At 29.5% G+C, this 16,456-nt stretch carries 15 protein-coding genes and 1 riboswitch; of the genes, 7 read left to right on the plus strand and 8 right to left on the minus strand.

All coding sequences use genetic code 11. The features are described from left to right. Positions 1-104 precede the first annotated feature (104 nt). The 6 genes from Ccar_RS13605 to Ccar_RS13630 form a co-directional block, all read right to left on the minus strand. A complete protein-coding gene (locus tag Ccar_RS13605) occupies positions 105-1,283 on the minus strand; it encodes a trans-sulfuration enzyme family protein (RefSeq protein ID WP_007063327.1) in 1,179 nt (392 codons plus the stop codon). 123 nt (positions 1,284-1,406) lie between these two features. Further along, positions 1,407-2,231, minus strand: coding sequence for an epoxyqueuosine reductase (locus tag Ccar_RS13610; RefSeq protein WP_007063326.1), 825 nt, complete (start codon positions 2,229-2,231; stop codon positions 1,407-1,409). A 29-nt stretch (positions 2,232-2,260) separates the two neighbouring features. Next, a complete protein-coding gene (locus Ccar_RS13615; RefSeq protein WP_007063325.1) occupies positions 2,261-3,091 on the minus strand; it encodes a MetQ/NlpA family ABC transporter substrate-binding protein in 831 nt (276 codons plus the stop codon). Between the two features lie 103 nt (positions 3,092-3,194). Next, positions 3,195-3,875 carry a methionine ABC transporter permease gene (locus tag Ccar_RS13620; RefSeq protein ID WP_007063324.1) on the minus strand — a complete coding sequence of 227 codons (681 nt, stop codon included), beginning with the start codon at positions 3,873-3,875 and terminating at the stop codon, positions 3,195-3,197. A gap of 29 nt (positions 3,876-3,904) precedes the next feature. Further along, entirely contained in the window at positions 3,905-4,975 is a 1,071-nt protein-coding gene (locus tag Ccar_RS13625; RefSeq protein WP_007063323.1) for a methionine ABC transporter ATP-binding protein, read from the minus strand. 116 nt (positions 4,976-5,091) lie between these two features. Then, positions 5,092-5,200: riboswitch (SAM riboswitch) on the minus strand. Positions 5,201-5,345: 145 nt separating this feature from the next. Beyond that, entirely contained in the window at positions 5,346-6,557 is a 1,212-nt protein-coding gene (locus Ccar_RS13630) for an Nramp family divalent metal transporter (RefSeq protein ID WP_237737355.1), read from the minus strand. A gap of 257 nt (positions 6,558-6,814) precedes the next feature. On the opposite strand from Ccar_RS13630, the gene Ccar_RS13635 reads away from it, so the two are divergent. From Ccar_RS13635 to Ccar_RS26380, 4 genes are all read left to right on the plus strand, one after another. Beyond that, positions 6,815-7,432, plus strand: coding sequence for a histidine phosphatase family protein (locus Ccar_RS13635; RefSeq protein ID WP_242852171.1), 618 nt, complete (start codon positions 6,815-6,817; stop codon positions 7,430-7,432). Positions 7,433-7,515: 83 nt separating this feature from the next. Next, complete coding sequence (locus Ccar_RS13640; protein ID WP_007063320.1) at positions 7,516-7,899, plus strand: VOC family protein; 384 nt, start codon at positions 7,516-7,518, stop codon at positions 7,897-7,899. Positions 7,900-7,969: 70 nt separating this feature from the next. Beyond that, on the plus strand, positions 7,970-8,698 hold the full coding sequence (locus tag Ccar_RS13645) for an MBL fold metallo-hydrolase (protein WP_007063319.1): 729 nt from the start codon (positions 7,970-7,972) through the stop codon (positions 8,696-8,698). Between the two features lie 453 nt (positions 8,699-9,151). Beyond that, entirely contained in the window at positions 9,152-9,298 is a 147-nt protein-coding gene (locus Ccar_RS26380) for an aspartyl-phosphate phosphatase Spo0E family protein (protein WP_007063318.1), read from the plus strand. 293 nt (positions 9,299-9,591) lie between these two features. On the opposite strand, the gene Ccar_RS13650 is transcribed toward Ccar_RS26380, so the two are convergent. Beyond that, a complete protein-coding gene (locus tag Ccar_RS13650) occupies positions 9,592-11,790 on the minus strand; it encodes a YhgE/Pip domain-containing protein (protein ID WP_048030091.1) in 2,199 nt (732 codons plus the stop codon). Between the two features lie 243 nt (positions 11,791-12,033). On the opposite strand from Ccar_RS13650, the gene Ccar_RS13655 reads away from it, so the two are divergent. Genes Ccar_RS13655 through Ccar_RS13665 form a run of 3 tightly spaced genes read left to right on the plus strand, consistent with a single transcriptional unit; the run spans position 12,034 to position 14,688 of the window. Further along, positions 12,034-12,468 (plus strand): hypothetical protein, encoded by a 435-nt coding sequence (locus Ccar_RS13655; RefSeq protein ID WP_007064913.1) that lies wholly within the window; start codon positions 12,034-12,036, stop codon positions 12,466-12,468. Further along, positions 12,452-13,138 (plus strand): response regulator transcription factor, encoded by a 687-nt coding sequence (locus Ccar_RS13660; RefSeq protein ID WP_007064912.1) that lies wholly within the window; start codon positions 12,452-12,454, stop codon positions 13,136-13,138. The genes Ccar_RS13655 and Ccar_RS13660 overlap by 17 nt, the downstream gene beginning before the upstream one ends. Next, complete coding sequence (locus Ccar_RS13665; protein WP_007063314.1) at positions 13,138-14,688, plus strand: sensor histidine kinase; 1,551 nt, start codon at positions 13,138-13,140, stop codon at positions 14,686-14,688. Before Ccar_RS13660 ends, Ccar_RS13665 begins: the two co-directional genes overlap by 1 nt. A 751-nt stretch (positions 14,689-15,439) precedes the next feature. Here Ccar_RS13665 and Ccar_RS13670 read toward each other — a convergent pair. Then, positions 15,440-16,312 carry a DUF1002 domain-containing protein gene (locus tag Ccar_RS13670; RefSeq protein ID WP_007062509.1) on the minus strand — a complete coding sequence of 291 codons (873 nt, stop codon included), beginning with the start codon at positions 16,310-16,312 and terminating at the stop codon, positions 15,440-15,442. Positions 16,313-16,456: the final 144 nt, after the last annotated feature.

Below are 16,456 nucleotides of genomic sequence, written 5' to 3' on the forward strand. Positions count from 1 at the left end.
CTACTTGTTAAAATCATACCTTGTAAGAATCTGTACGTACCCCTTGAATAAGTCCTTATAAGAATATTTTTATAAGCATTAATCTATCTGATACAAAACACTGTTTATATTTTACTTAATGCTCTATCAAATTCAGAAATTAAATCATCTATATTTTCTAATCCTGTTGAAACTCTAATCAAGCCCTTTGAAATATTCGCCTTTTTAAGTTCTTCATCATTTAATGCTCTATGAGAAGTTTTAACAGGGTAAGAAACTGATGTAGTAACTCCTGCTAAACTTGGTACAAACTTTATTGTTTCAAGCTCCCTTATAAGATCGTAAGCTCCCTTTTCCCCATTTTTCAAATCAATACTGAGCATACCTCCATATAAGTTACTATTAAAAATCTTATTTGCAATTTTATAAGAAGGTGAACTTATAAGTCCAGGATAATATACATTTTCAATTTTAGGATGTTTTTCTAAAAACTCTGCTAATTTCAAAGCATTATTTGAATGCTGGATTATCCTAAGCTCTAACGTTCTTAGACTTCTTATCAAAAGCCATGCATCAAAAGGACTCATCATAGGTCCATATAATGCTCCTGTATTTTTTACCTTATTTATAGTCTCTTTATCTGAAACTACGGCTCCTCCTGTTACATCACTGTGTCCATTTAAATATTTTGTGGCACTATAAACTACAATATCGGCTCCTAATTTTAGTGGTTGACACACCACAGCTGTAGCAAAAGTATTATCTACAATTAATTTTGCATTATGATTATGAGCTTTATTTGAGATGTCATTTATATCAATAGCTTCCATTAATGGATTTGATATAGTTTCTACATATACTAATTTTGTATTTGGCTTAAAGTATTTTTCAAAATCATCATTTACAACATCAACAAATGTAACCTCTACATTAAATTTATCCAATTCAACTTTAAGAAATTGATAAGTTCCTCCATATAATACATTTGAAGCTATTATATGATCCCCTGCTTTTACTTGCGAAATAATAGCCATTGTAATAGCAGCCATTCCTGAAGAAAATACTTGAGCATCTTCCCCTTCATCTATGTTTGCTATTATTTCTTGCAGTGCATCATGAACTGGGTTTCCATTTCTTGAATACACATATCCCTTAGCTTCTCCTTCATATACTGCATCTAATGTTTCTACATCATCAAAAACAAATACTGAGCTCATTGATATAGGTATGGACTTTGCTGAAGATACTGATGGTGGATTCTTTTCTCCTAAATGAGCAAGACTTGTTGCAAAACTTTTTTTCATATTACTTTTCCTCCAAACTTCTATTTATTTTAATAAGAATTATTATTATACGTAAGTATTTTTTTAATTAAAATCTCTTTAGCTGCATAATTTATACTTACACAGTATCAAATGTCAGCTGAATCAATTTGAACCATAGCTTCTGCAGTGAATCCATCCACTATATTCTGACGTATCCTTATTTTCCTTAAGTACTTCTTTTTCCTTTAAATATTTATTGGCATCCATACCATAAACTTTTCTATCTTCTCCAACAGGACATACCTTTATACATACTCCACATGGATATTTATAAGCACCTTTAAGTTCAGCATGATATTTAGCACATTTTTCTTTATCCATTTTAAAAATAGAACCTTCTTTTGAAGTAAATGCTTCTGTTGGACAGCATTTTTGACATATACTACATTTAATACATAATTCCTCTTCACACATTTTATCTTCTGGGATAATAGCATCAGTTAAAACTGATACAAGCCTTACCCTTGGGCCAAACTCCTTTGTAAGTAAAGTGTGATTACATCCAATAGTGCCAAGTCCAGCATATTTGCCTGCTAACACATGAGAAAAAGCGGCTTCTGGCTTTTTAACAAGTACAGAAATATCACCATAGCAATCCCTTGGAAAGAAAGATGCTTTATGTCCTTTCTTATTGAGATAATTGGCAAGCTTATATGCCATATCATCTAATAACCGATTTGTAGTATTATAAAGTTCAGAATAAACAACTGAAGGAGTTGTTTCAAGCATAGGTAAAAATATTTGTAGTCCTAAAACAATAACTGTCTTAGTCCCAGGCCATATATTTTGAGGAAAAAATTCTGAATTAGTGTCCTTAAATTCTTCCCATCTTTGAACAGATGCAAATCCTATAAGATTTGCACCCATTCTTTCTGCTTCCTCAATAATGGATGCTTTTAGTTCATAACCTTCATTATTATCAATCATATCAAAAACTCCTTTATGAACCTTGGTTCTTAGAACACAGGTACTTGCGCACCTTTATACGTTTCTTTTATAAACTGCTTTATATCATCGCTTTGATAAGCTTTAACTACTTTTTTGTAAGCCTCATTATCCTTATCCTTTTCTCTAGCAGCTATCAAATTTATATAAGGCTTAGCTTTATCATTAGTAACGTCTTCTATAAGTATAGAATCTTTAACTGGATTAAATTTTGCATCTATTGCAACTCCGCTATTTATTATAGCTGCATCAACATCTTGAAGAGATCTTGGAATTTGGGTTGCTGCAAGCTCTACAAATTGAATGTTCTTTGGATTTTCTGCTATATCCTTAATTGTTGGAAGGTTTCCAACTCCATCTTTTAATTTTATTAATCCTACACTTTGCAGTAAGTTTAGTCCTCTTCCTTCATTAGTTGCATCATTGGGAATAGCTATTTTACCACCATTTTTAATGTCCTTAACAGATTTTAAAGTTTTTGAATATACTGCAAGGGGTGCAAGTATTGTATCTCCTATGGCTGTAATTTGTAAATTATGTTCCTTCTTAAATTTATCTAAATAAGCATGATGTTGAAATGAATTTAAATCAATTTCTCCTTGAGCAAGTGCTAAGTTAGGACGTACATAGTCTGAAAAACTAACTACTTGCAAATCAACATTATCTTTTGCAACCTTTTCTTTAACCTTATCCCATATCTTATGGTCATCGCCTGTTATACCTATTTTTACTACCTGTTTTTTATTAGAACTAGCTTGCTGTGAACCACTGCTTGCTCCACAACCTGATAAAAGTCCTAAAGATAATGTTATTGCTAAAAATATACCTGTAAATTTTTTCATAAATCTTCCTCCTTTTAGTCGGAAACACTGAGTAGTTAATCCTACTCGCTCCCGCTCGTGAACTACTCGTTAAAGTCCATTTAGGACTTTAACCTCTTAAATATTAATGTGTTACTAATCTTGATAAAATATCTCCTAAAAATTGAATGATATTAACAATAATTAAAAGTACAATTATTGTAGCTACCATGATATCAGTTTCAAAGTATTGATATCCATAGCGTATTGCAAAATCACCAAGTCCACCCCCTCCAACAGTACCTGCCATAGCTGATAGTCCAATTAAACTTATAATGGTTATAGTCACAGCATGAATAATGCCTGGCAGTCCTTCTTTTAACATTACTCTAAATATGATTTCTAGAGGACTTGAACCCATAGCTTGTGCAGCTTCAATTACTCCTTTATCTATATCAAGTAGTGCTGATTCAATTTGTCTTGCAAAGAAAGGGGTACATCCAAATATGAGTGGAACAAGAGCACCCTTGGTACCTATGGTAGTACCTACTAAAAGTCTTGTAACCGGAATGATAGCTGCAAGAAGAATAATAAATGGTATTGATCTAAATATATTAATTATTTTTGCAAACACTCCATTAATAATTTTATTTTCTAATATATTTCCTTCCCTTGTAACTACCAATGTAACTCCTAAAACAACTCCAATAATTGCTGATATAATTCCTGAAATGGCAACCATATAAAAAGTTTCAAATAATGCTTTTATCATATCTGGATAGAGTTTTACTAAATTCGGTGCTATATTATTTAAATATTCAATCAATTTCATCGCCTCCATGAATTTTTTAGCATTTAATTACTGCTAACTTTTAATTTTCTATCATCTTTTTTAATATCTATTGTATCTACAGAAATATTATTTTCTTCTAAATATTTTATTGAATTTACTATACCTTCATTAGATCCATTTAACTTTACTATCAAATTACCAATTGGGGTATGCTGGATAATTTCTATATTTCCAAATAATATACTTGCATCTACTCTAAACTTCCTTGAAATTTTGGAAATAAACGCATGACCTGTTTTTTCTCCTGTAAAGGATATTCTTACTACCTTCTCCCCTTCTGTAATTTCATTAAAAGCAAAATTTTCTTTTTTAAGGAAATCATAAATTTTTTCATAGTGAAATAATGAACCTATAAACCTTTTTGTTATATCTGCTTTTGGATTTGTAAATATGTCTATTACGGGTCCTCGTTCTACTATTTGTCCTCCATCAATTACTGCTGCCTTCTGACAAATCTCCTTAACAACCTCCATTTGATGAGTTATAATCACTATAGTTAATTTTAGCTTTTCATTAATGTCCTTAAGTAATTTCAAAATTGATCCAGTAGTTTGTGGATCTAAAGCTGAAGTTGCTTCATCACATAAAAGTACTTCAGGATCATTGGCTAAAGCTCTAGCAATACCTACTCTTTGTTTCTGTCCACCACTTAATTGTGAAGGATAAACATCAACCTTTTCTTCAAGTTCCACTAGTTTTAAAAGGCTTAGTACTTTTTCTTTTATTTCTTGTTTGCTCAATCCTTTACCCTTTAAAGGATAAGCTACATTTTCAAATACAGTTCTGCTTCTCATAAGATTGAAATTTTGAAATATCATACCAATTTTTTCTCTGCTTTTCCTAAGTTCTTTTGTTGATAGCTGCGTTAAGTTTTTCTCATTTACAATTACATCTCCTGAAGTAGGCTTTTCCAATAAATTTATACATCGAATCAAAGTACTTTTACCAGCTCCACTATATCCTATAATTCCATAAATTTCACCAGCTTTAATCTTAAGATTAATTTCTTTTAAAGCTTCCACCTTAACATTTCCATTTGTATAAACTTTTTTAATGTTTTTTAGCCATATCATTTTTGTCCCTCCTTAATTTATACTTGCTTAGTTCTTTAAAAAATAAAAAATCCTCTTCGAAGAAGAGGATTCTCATTATAAAAAACCGTACTAAAGTACATAAATTTTCTATACCACTCTCATCTTCCAGAACAAAGTTCTGCTGGAATTAGCACCTTTACATGCTCGCTGCATGTGGTTGCTGAAACGTCATAGGGCCAGTCCCTCAGTTTCTCTTGATAAGGTAAAAAATATTCACTTTTAAATTTATGTTTCTGTCCTAAACAATTAAGTATTTAATGATTTACATTATAATTATAATTTTCCATACTGTCAATACCTTTTATGATTAAAATTTATACTTTTTTAATTGAATCTATATAAAAACACTTTAAAAGAAGGTTAAATATATCAATAATATATTTAATGTTATTATTATAGCTGCTATTAATCCGCCTAAAATTTTAGTACATTTACCATTAACTAACTCACCCATTAAATCCTTACGATTTGATATATATAACATTTGAATAATTGGAAATGGAAGTATAAAACTTAAAGCAACTTGGCTTAAAACAAGTACATACATTGGGTTGATCCCCATAGCTATAATTATCATAGCTGGTGACATGGTTATAAGTCTTCTAATATTTACGGGAATGTTTAAATTAACAAACCCCTTCATAATAGTTTGACCTGCCATAGTTCCTACAGCAGAAGAAGATAATCCAGATGCCAAAAGTGCAATTCCAAAAGCACCACTTGAGAAAGCTCCTAATAAAGGCTGTAATGATTTATGTGCTTGTTCTATGGTACCAACTGCTATTCCATTTTTATAAAACACTGCAGCAGATACTATAACCATTGCAGCATTAACTATAAATGCAATATTCATAGCTACAACTATATCTATTTTTTCCATTTTAAGATGTTGTAATTTGTCTAAATTAGATGAACCTGATTTTCTATATTGAACTAAATGAGAATGCAGATATATTACATGAGGCATAACTGTAGCTCCAAGCATACCAACAGCAATTAAAACTGCTTCATTATTAGGCAACATAGGAACTATGGTATGCATACCTACTTCAGCCCAATCCGGTTTAGAAAGGAATAACTCTATAGTATAAGCTGTACAAATTACAGTTATCAATAAAGTTATAATAATTTCTATAACTCTTTGACCATACTTTTCCATATATACTATTACAAAGGTCATTACTCCAGTTAAAAGACCTGCATATATTAAGGGTATTCTAAACAATAAATATAATCCTAAAGTTCCACCAAGAAACTCTGCTAAATCAGTTGCCATAGCTCCTAATTCAGCAACAATCCAGAAAATCCAATTCACAGATTTAGGAAAAACTTCAGCACACATTTCTGGGAGATTTTTTCCTGTTGCTATCCCCAATTTTGCAGACATTGTTTGTAGAAATATGGCCATCATATTGCTGAACAGTATTACCCAAATCAGCTCATAATTGAATTTAGCTCCACCAGTTATATTGGTTGCAAAATTTCCTGGGTCAATATATGCTACACTAATAACAAACGCAGGTCCTAGATATTTTAATAACTGTTTTACTTTAACCAGCATTTTATTATTTTGAGTACCAATGACTGTTAACTCATCAGGAACAACATCTAACTCAATTGCACTCCTATCGCTTCTCATCATTATACACCTCAGCTATTTATTTTATTTTCCAGATATAATATAATTTATTAGGGGCTAAGTATCTTACCCTAGCCTAATTTTGTTTCAGTAATATAATTATGCATTACATTTTAAGAATGTTACCTTATAAAGTAATTTTTTCTTCTAATGAAACATATATATATAGTTTATAGGGAGTGATTAATTTGAAAATATACCTAACAAGGCATGGAGAAACAGAATGGAATAAAGAACTTAGAATGCAGGGATGGAAAAATTTTAATCTCACAGAAAAAGGTATTGAAGATGCTAAAAGCCTTGGAAAACGTCTTAAAAATATAGATTTTGATTTAATTTATAGTAGTCCTTTAAAAAGGGCCTTGGATACAGCAAAGTATATTCGTGGAATAAAAAATACGAAAATAGTAATAAATGAAAATTTTAAAGAAATGAATTTTGGATTATGGGAAGGAATGAATGAAGAAGAACTAACAAATCAGTATCCAAAAGAATATGAAACCTTTATTAAAAAGCCACAACTATTTAAACCTTTTGGAGGTGAAACTTTCACAGAATTTGTACACAGGATAGAAAAAGGATTATATGATGTTATTGATAATAATAGCAGCACTGACAATATACTAATTGTAGCTCATGCTGTAGTTATTAAGGCTATTATGAAAATAGTTAAAGGATATGGAATTGAAAAATTGTGGAGTCTTCCATTTATACGTGGTACAAGCATTACTGTTTTAGAAGTAGAAAATAGAAATATAAAAATTTTATTAGAGGGTGACACATCACATGTACTCTAATGTACATAAAGTGTACATTCTTTTATTTTAAATATAAATAGAATATAATAGAATTATTAAAATAGAAGTTGAGGTGTTTTATAATGAAATTTAAATTTGATCATAACAATATTAATGTTTTAGACTTAGAAAAAAGTATTAAATTTTACAAAGAGGCTCTTGGGCTAGAGGAAGTAAGAAGACATCATTCTTCAGATGGAAGCTTTACATTAGCATTTTTAAAGTCAAGTGAGGGAGAACATCAAATTGAGCTTACATGGCTTAAGGATAGAAAAGAGCCATATAATTTAGGAGATAATGAAATACATATGGCTGTAAGAACAGATGACTATGAAGCAGCTCATAAAAAACATAAGGAAATGGGCTGTATATGCTATGAAAATGAACAAATGGGACTTTATTTTATAGCAGATCCAGATGGATATTGGACTGAGATATTAGCTTTTAAGGCATCAGAAATTAAATAGGTTGGTATCAAACAATCTCATGTAATTTTTACCATGGTAAAGCTGATTTAAGTGAGAGGCGGGATGTATTTTGAGTAAATTAAAAATACATTATTTATACAATAGTGGATTTTGTGTAGAAACTCCAAATTGTATTTTTATATTTGATTATTATAACGATAAATGTACAGAAAATGAAAAATCACTAAAAAATGGGGTCATAAGTGAAGATTTGTTAAAAACTGAAAAAGCAATATATGTTTTTACATCTCATAGCCACTATGATCATTTCAATCCTTTAATATTTGACTTCACTAAATTTAATTCTAATGTAAAGTACATTTTAAGCAGTGATATAAAAAACATAAGAGAAGATATACATTCCTTTATTGTAAAAAAAGGTGAAACAATAAAAATAGACAATTTAATTGTAAAAGTATATGGCTCTACAGATGAAGGTGTATCTTTTTTAGTAAATTTCGATGATTTTAATATATTCCATGCAGGAGATTTAAATTGGTGGCACTGGAAGGAAGATAGTTCTGAAGACAACAAACAGGCTGAAAAATGGTTTAAAGAAGAAATAGATCTTATAAAAGGTGAAAAAATTGATATAGCATTTTTCCCAGTTGATGCAAGACAAGAAGAATTTTTCTATCTTGGTGGAAAATATTTTATAGAAAATCTGAAACCCCAAGTTTTCATTCCTATGCATTTTAGAGAAGACTTTTGGGTAACACAAGAGTTCAAGACAATGATGAAAGAATCCTCTACAACAGTTTACAATATACCATGTAGGGGATTTGAGATAGAACTTTAATCTCACAATTAAAAAAATTCGAAGCATTTTTTTAGAGGACAATTGACATAGGACAAATGACAATGAAGGTGAGTTTTCCTCCTTACGTCGGAAAACTAATAAATTTAAAGCTTGTTTTGCTAACGCAAAACAAGCTTTAAATTTATTAGTCAGCAATGTTTCGCCTTAGCGAAACGAGTCATCAAACTTTTAATTAAAGATTTTCCGTAGCAAAGCGGAGGAAAATCATCCTTCACTGTCCTCTGTCCTCTGAAAAAGTTGTGTCGCATTATGCTTAAATTGTAAAGAATGTGTGAATAATTATTTTACTTATTTTTACTAATATCCTTGATTTTGCAATGCCGTAAACATTTACATAATCATTTTTTGTATATTTGTAAATTGTTGAAAAATTATTATTATTATATTATAATATCATATGTTGTTCAAATTATTATTATGGAGATGAAACTTATGAAAGAAGAAATCGAATTACTTAGAGAAAATTTACATGAGTTACTAGAAATAGATAAATGCTTATGCTCAAATGAAATAGTAAAACTTAGTCAGGAATTGGACAAGCTCATTTATGCATATTATTCTTGTACTGCAGAGGTATAAATTATACTTGTAATTATTAGAACTAATATTAATAATTTATTATTAAAAGTTTTATAGATTAAATTTATTTTAATACATTATACATGTATTAATTTATTTTTTTCTGAACTTTTTTAACTTTCTCTCATAATCAAATTACATAACTTAAACAAAAGTAATCTTATTAAATAGATTAATCATTAATAAACATAAGCTGTATCTGCAGCAATTTCTTACAGGTACAGCTTATTAATACTACATACATTTAATTATGATCTTTACAACCAAATAGTTTTGGGACTATTTCTCGTTTTCTATTCTCCCGCTAAACCACTGTCTTTAAACTGTTTTACAAACTTCTCACTTAACCTATTTGCCTTCTCCTTAAAGAATACTCCAAAGAATATGGAAATCAAAAAGAATATTAGTAATACCGCTATATTTTTAATTAACGCTTGTGGTAAAATTCCTCCCACAGCCTCTCTCATAGCTCCTATGGCATAGGTAAAGGGAAGCATAGGATTTATATTTTGGAAAAAATGAGGCATTAATTCTATTGGAAAAGTACCTCCAGAGGCTGAAACTTGTAATACCATTGCTACCATAGCTAATGCCTTACCTATATTTCTTAAAACGGATACCAAAGTATAAATAATCATAGTAAATACAATACTTGTATATACACCTAGCATTACATATACAGCAGGAGACACAACATAGGTTTTTAAAAGAACTAGATTACCTATAGTTGTAACTAGTGCCTGCATAATTGCAATAGTTACAAAAGTAAAATATCTTCCAAAAAATTGTTCTCTTGCACTAAGTTCTACACCATCTTCAAAACTTTTAACTTCTACAGATAATAGTGAAAGTAATATAAACGCACCTACCCAAAGAGCCAGTGTAGTGTAAAATGGGGACATAGCTGAACCATAATTAGGAATTGGGTAAATTCTATTTTGCTTCAAATCTATAGGATTTGCTAAAAAATCACTTTCTTTTTTAGCATCTTTTTTTAGTATTTTAGTGATTTCGTTAAATTTTTCATCTTCACTAAGACCTTTTAACTTTTCTGAATCTGAATGTATATCTTGTTGTATTTTAGGAAACTTATCTTTTAATTCCTTCAATCTATTCACACTGGAACCAGATGCAGTATTTATACCTCCTATTAAGCTGCTAATTAATGGCATATTAGTCTGCATATTTTGCAGCATTTTCACTGCATCATCCGATAATCCAGCAAAGTTTTTTAAAGACTGATCAATAGCTGGCGCAGTTTCACTATCAAAATTATCAATCATATTACCTAATGTACCTGAAATTTTATTAGCTCCTTGTATAGCTGAATTTATGTCACTAGGTAGTACTTGATTTCCGCGATCTATAGTATCAATAAGCAAACTTATAAAATTTTGCTGATCTGACATTTGATTTCTAACATTTGAAAGATTATTAATAAAATTTTCTAGTCTGCTATTACTTAAAGCATTATTTATTGAATTTAGTAAGCTTAAAACCTGATCAAGCTTTTTTACACCATCTCCATATTTATCCCTAACATCCACTAGAATTTTTCTAGTAGCCCCAGTATCTGATGACTTTAAATCTTGAAGCTCTTTTAAAAGAGTTTCCGCATTATCTGATGTACTTTTTACAAGAGATAAATTTGCCTTCATAAATGGAGAGATAGCTTGTAATGATTGTTGTGTTTTACTAACATAACCATTTCCTGTTTGAGCAATACTTAAAGTCTTATTCAACGCATCTGATGTAACAGGTAAGCTATTTTGAACATTCTGCATATATTTTTGAAAATCCAAGGATTGGGAATAAAAACCATCTATATCTTTACTAATTTCAGGCATACTGCTATCTACACTAACAATAACATCTATAATATTTTTAAGTTCTGGTTTCATCTTTTCCAATTCAATCCCAAATTGATTGAGATAAGATAAAATAGTATTGCTTGATGTTTCAATAAAATTCCTAGTAATTTCTTCTTGTAAATTAGTTGCTCCTTTTTGAGTGATTTTAGGAGCTATAGCATTTCTTTTTTCATTAACTGAGTATATTAATTGTCCTTTCTTTGGCGTATCTTGAGTTACAACAGAAAGGAGATTTTGTGAAAAATCTTTTGGTATAGTTACACTAGCATAGTACTTTCCATACTTTACTCCGTTCTCAGCTTCACTTTCACTAACAAATTTCCACCCTATAGCTTGATTATTTGCTAATTTTTTTACTACATCATCTCCAACATTTATCTTTACATTTCTAAATTCTGTTCCTTTATCTAAATTGACAACTGCAACTGAAAGTTCCTTTGTATTAGCATATGGATCCCAACAAGCTTTAATATTAAACCATGAATAAAGTGAAGGCAATATAGTCAAAGCTATAATTATGGCTAATGTTACATAACTTGTTAATATGTTTTTCATATCTCTTCTATATATTCTAAAAACATTTTTTATATGATTCTTAAAGATACTGAAAATATTTTTCATGTAACTCATTTCCCCCTTTTAGAAGTAATCAATTAAATTTACCCATTATTCTCATAGTTTATGCACTTATTAATAAGCTTTTTTATTTAATCACTATATCATTAAATTTAAAATTAGTAAACATATTAACTAATTATTTTCATAAATTTCATATATGGTTTTCTAGCACTAAAATGAATTTACAAATTAATCTTAATAATATATTATTAAAAAGGTAAAAACTATCCAGTGAGGAGATCAAATATGGAAAACTATCTTAATGATTCAAATATATGTATTGAAAAAGAAATAGAATTCAAAAATGCAGAAGAATTTAAAGTTAACATTGTTAATACCCTTAAAAGTATGATTTCAAAGGATGAAAGGATATGTTTTGCTATTATCGCTGAAAGGTCAGGTGTAACCCGCTTTGTAATAAGGCAGTATCCCGAATTAAGGAACTATATACTTGAAAAAATGGCCTATTATAAAGAAATCCAGGTTATAGATAAAAAAATAAATAGATCACTTAGAAGCTTATTAAAAAGTAGGAAGAGTGTAACTTTTATGTCTCTAATAAACAAGTGCAAATTTACCACAGACACTGTTTATCACAATGAATACATAAAGCAGAAAATTCGCAGTGTGATAATTGATAACTTTAAAAAAAAGGAGTGTTTTTATGAATCCACTGATTAAAGACCAAATACACATTCTTGTAGTTGATGACGAAGAAAGCATAGTTGAATTTATAAAAATGGGGTTAGAAGATGAGGGATTTATTCTCCATACTGCTTTTGATGGTTATGAGGCAATTTCACTAGCAAAAGAGTTAAATCCCAGCATAATAATATTAGATATCATGCTTCCAGGCATCAACGGATATGAAGTATGCTCTGAAATAAAAAAATGGGTAAACGCATCTATTATTATGCTCACTGCCAAAGATGATATAGATGATCGTGTAAAAGGCTTAGATTTAGGTGCAGATGATTATATGATAAAACCCTTTAGCTTTAAAGAATTATTAGCTAGAATAAATGCTAGACTGCGTAATAGTCTTCCTGAATTAAATGATGTTATGTCTATTGGAAACTTCTATTTGAACGATAAAGCTCATGAGATATATTTCAAAAATAATCTTTTAGAGTTGTCCCCTACTGAGTATAATTTATTAAAATATTTGCTTTTTAATAATGGTTTAGTTTTAAGCAAACCTACAATCTTGGAAAAAGTTTGGGGTTTTGATTTTAATGGAGATGTAAACATTGTTGAGGTATATATAAGATACCTTAGAGATAAAATTGGTGACAATGAACATAGTATTATACGTACCGTAAGAGGAGTAGGATATAAGGTGGTTATATAATGAAAAGTAGGTTTAATGTAGTAAAAACTCAAAGCTTACAATGGAAACTTTTATCTAGATTTTTTTTAATATTAATGTTTCTACTGTTAATAATGGAATCTTATCAATATATAACTATGAAGAAGTATTTATATAAAAGTAATGAAGAGGTTTTGGAATACAGATTTAGAAATGTTCCAATATATGATATAAAAAAAGTTCAAACCTCAAAAGATCTTGTAGAAAATTCCTCAATGCTTGTAGAAAAAATGTTGGATGCTAATATAAGTGTATCCATTATTGATAATAATGGAAATATCATTGCTAGCGATAGTAGAAGTAAAGATTTAGAAATTCACAAAAACCCCAATTACAATTTAGATAAACATGAAAGTAATGGTGACAATAAAGTAAAATATCCTGTTTCAATTCCTAAGCTTCCACAAGATCTTTATATAAAACAGATTCGTAAAAATGGAAATTTAGATGGATATATACTAGCTAGAGATGAAAATAAAAATTTGCAAGTAATTATTTTGCGTAAACTTGGAAATGAGCATTCAAGTGCTGGTTTAGTTCAATTAAGCACTCCAGCAGGTCCAATTGAAGACATACTTCTAAAGCAAATATACACGTATATTGGTGCTTCTATTTTAGTACTAATTGTAGGTGCTTTACTTGGATTAACAATTTTTAAATATACCTTAAAACCACTTCATAATGTAACTAACACTGTGAAAAAAATAAATGCAGATGAACTAAATACTCGTTTGCCCTTAGAAACTGGACAAATTGAAATTGATACACTGTCAAAGGCTTTTAATGATATGCTTCAACGTATAGAAATATCCTTTGAACAAGAACAATACATTAAAGAAAAAATGAGACAATTTATTTCCGATGCTTCTCATGAGTTAAGAACTCCTCTTACTTCAATTCATGGATTCGTAGAAGTTTTGTTAAGAGGTGCTGCAAAAGATGAAAAAAAATTGAATTTAGCATTAAACAGCATTTTAATTGAAAGTGAACGTCTTACTAAATTAGTTAATGATTTATTATTATTAACTAGACTAGAGAGGAAAGCTCCTGTAGAAATGAAGAAAGAAAACATTAGTCATATTGTAGAAGAAGTTTATCCTCAATTACAAATACTAGCGAAAGAAAGAAAACTTTTATTACAATTAGAAGATGACCTACTTATTACTGGAAATAGAAATCAAATTAAGCAAGTTATTTTCAATTTAGTTCAAAATGCTGTACACCATACTGATGAAAAAAATGGTGTTATTAATATAAGCACAAATCTTATAGAAGAATCCAAAAATAAATTTATAGTGCTAAAAATATCTGATAATGGAACTGGTATACCTAAAGAACAGCTAAACAGCATATTTGATAGATTTTTTAGAAGTGAATCTCACAGATCCCGTAAACATGGCGGTTATGGTTTAGGTCTTTCTATAGTTAAATCCATAATAGAATCCCATGATGGAACAATTGAAGTAGTTAGTGATTTAGGCTTAGGTGCTGCTTTTATTATATATTTAAAGCCATTTGTAGAAATAAATTAGAAAAATAACTACTATAATTCTTAACAAAATCATTATGCAATGTAAGGTGCAGTAGAAGTTTGGATTTTAACTTTTACTTCGTGATATATGGTAAGTGTGTCATCACGGCTAAATGTTTTAATTATTCTAAAGCTCGAAGATTTGGAAAACCTAAGAACTTTGTCAAACTCGGTTCCCTCAAACAGGACTAAAGTTCTAAGGCTTTCCAAATCTTCGAGCTAAGAATAATACTAAAACAATTTAGCTAATGTGATGACACACTTACCATATATCACTACCTAAAAGTTAAAATCCAAACTAGTAACTTCAATTGTACACATATAATTAAATTGTCATAAGTTATTTTAGTAATTCAAAATTATATTTATCTTTGACAATTCATCAGAATATCCTTTATCAGTAAGAAATGCTTCCTTAATCGTATTATAAGCAATTTTTCATATTAGAATTACAATATTACTACACAACTTTTTAGGTGGAGGAAGCTTTGAATATATGGTGTATAAAAGCTTTTGAGAGAATTTAGGAGCTCTTATGTCTAAAATTTAAAAAATCTCGTAATTTGAATCAGGACGATTCAAGCCGCGAAAGTCCCAGGACGGGACATTTGAGTGGGTAGAGATTTTTTAAATTTTAGGCATTAGAGCTCCTTAATGAACGGTTGGCTTTTATACACCATATATTCAATGCGAACTCCACCTAAAAAGTTGTGTCGCATAATTCCGTAATAAATTATATAATTTAGCTTTGCTTACTTGAATATGCCATCAAAGAAATTTCTGATAGCAGCCCATATCTTACCGAAAAAGCTCTTAGCTTCATCACTTTGTAAAGTTGTCTTTAATTGATCTGTAACACCATTTAACTGACTCTTCAAATCATTAAAATTCAAATTCAAACCATTTATCTTATTCATTAAAGAAGTTAAATTCTTTATATCAGCATCACTTAAATTATAATTGTATTTTCCAGTTACATCTTTTACTATTTTTTCTACTTGTTCTTGATTCTTAGGTTTTTCTTTAACTACTTCTTTTTTTACTTCATTTACTAATCCAGCTGCTTTATCTTGTCCGATTTTTTCGCCTAAATTACCAGTAGTAACTAACTCTGCATTAGCTGCTTCTTTTTTATTTTCATCAATCTTCTTTCCACCAGTACTGTTCTCAAAACCTTTTAGTATTCCTGTAAGAGCTGCTGTACCAGATACATTAAATGGAGCTGCTGCTTTAACATTCGCATTTTTTATACCTGCAGTAATTAATGCATTTCTTATCATACTTTCGTTAACCCAGTATATATTATGTGTTGATACTTTCAATCCACCTTCATTAGTAGGCTCTACATAAGAACAAGATATGGATCTAGTTCCTATCTGCTTGTCACTAGCTACCCCTTTTAAATACTTAGCTTCTTCATCTCTATTAACTTCAAGTACATTTGCTTCTTCTTTAGTAACACCAAAGTACTTAAGCATTTCTTGTTTTTGACTATCAGTTAAATCTGCTCCTAATGTAACATTTTTATAAGCATCCGCATGAACCTGACTTAATGGCATATACATTGCTACAGTCATAACAATGAACATAACTAGTAACTTACTCATAATCACTTTAAATTTCATAATTTTAGTCTCTCCTTTGCCTTTCATGAAAATAACCAAATAAATTAATCTAAAATCAAGATAAACTTTACTTATTTTTTATTTGGCAGCATTTAAAATAACATTTATTATTATATTATAACTTTACTTCTCAGTCTATGAAAT

Origin of the sequence: Clostridium carboxidivorans P7 (genome assembly GCF_001038625.1) — a bacterium.
GTDB classification, from domain to species: domain Bacteria; phylum Bacillota; class Clostridia; order Clostridiales; family Clostridiaceae; genus Clostridium_AM; species Clostridium_AM carboxidivorans.

Coding starts and splice junctions, on each gene's coding strand:
- Ccar_RS13670 (WP_007062509.1), bottom strand. CDS start 16,312: ATGAAATTTAAAGTGATTATGAGTAAGTTACTAGTTATGTTCATTGTT.
- Ccar_RS13610 (WP_007063326.1), bottom strand. CDS start 2,231: ATGATTGATAATAATGAAGGTTATGAACTAAAAGCATCCATTATTGAG.
- Ccar_RS13605 (WP_007063327.1), bottom strand. CDS start 1,283: ATGAAAAAAAGTTTTGCAACAAGTCTTGCTCATTTAGGAGAAAAGAAT.
- Ccar_RS13640 (WP_007063320.1), top strand. CDS start 7,516: ATGAAATTTAAATTTGATCATAACAATATTAATGTTTTAGACTTAGAA.
- Ccar_RS13660 (WP_007064912.1), top strand. CDS start 12,452: ATGAATCCACTGATTAAAGACCAAATACACATTCTTGTAGTTGATGAC.
- Ccar_RS13630 (WP_237737355.1), bottom strand. CDS start 6,557: ATGCTGGTTAAAGTAAAACAGTTATTAAAATATCTAGGACCTGCGTTT.
- Ccar_RS26380 (WP_007063318.1), top strand. CDS start 9,152: ATGAAAGAAGAAATCGAATTACTTAGAGAAAATTTACATGAGTTACTA.
- Ccar_RS13615 (WP_007063325.1), bottom strand. CDS start 3,091: ATGAAAAAATTTACAGGTATATTTTTAGCAATAACATTATCTTTAGGA.
- Ccar_RS13650 (WP_048030091.1), bottom strand. CDS start 11,790: ATGAAAAATATTTTCAGTATCTTTAAGAATCATATAAAAAATGTTTTT.
- Ccar_RS13655 (WP_007064913.1), top strand. CDS start 12,034: ATGGAAAACTATCTTAATGATTCAAATATATGTATTGAAAAAGAAATA.
- Ccar_RS13665 (WP_007063314.1), top strand. CDS start 13,138: ATGAAAAGTAGGTTTAATGTAGTAAAAACTCAAAGCTTACAATGGAAA.
- Ccar_RS13625 (WP_007063323.1), bottom strand. CDS start 4,975: ATGATATGGCTAAAAAACATTAAAAAAGTTTATACAAATGGAAATGTT.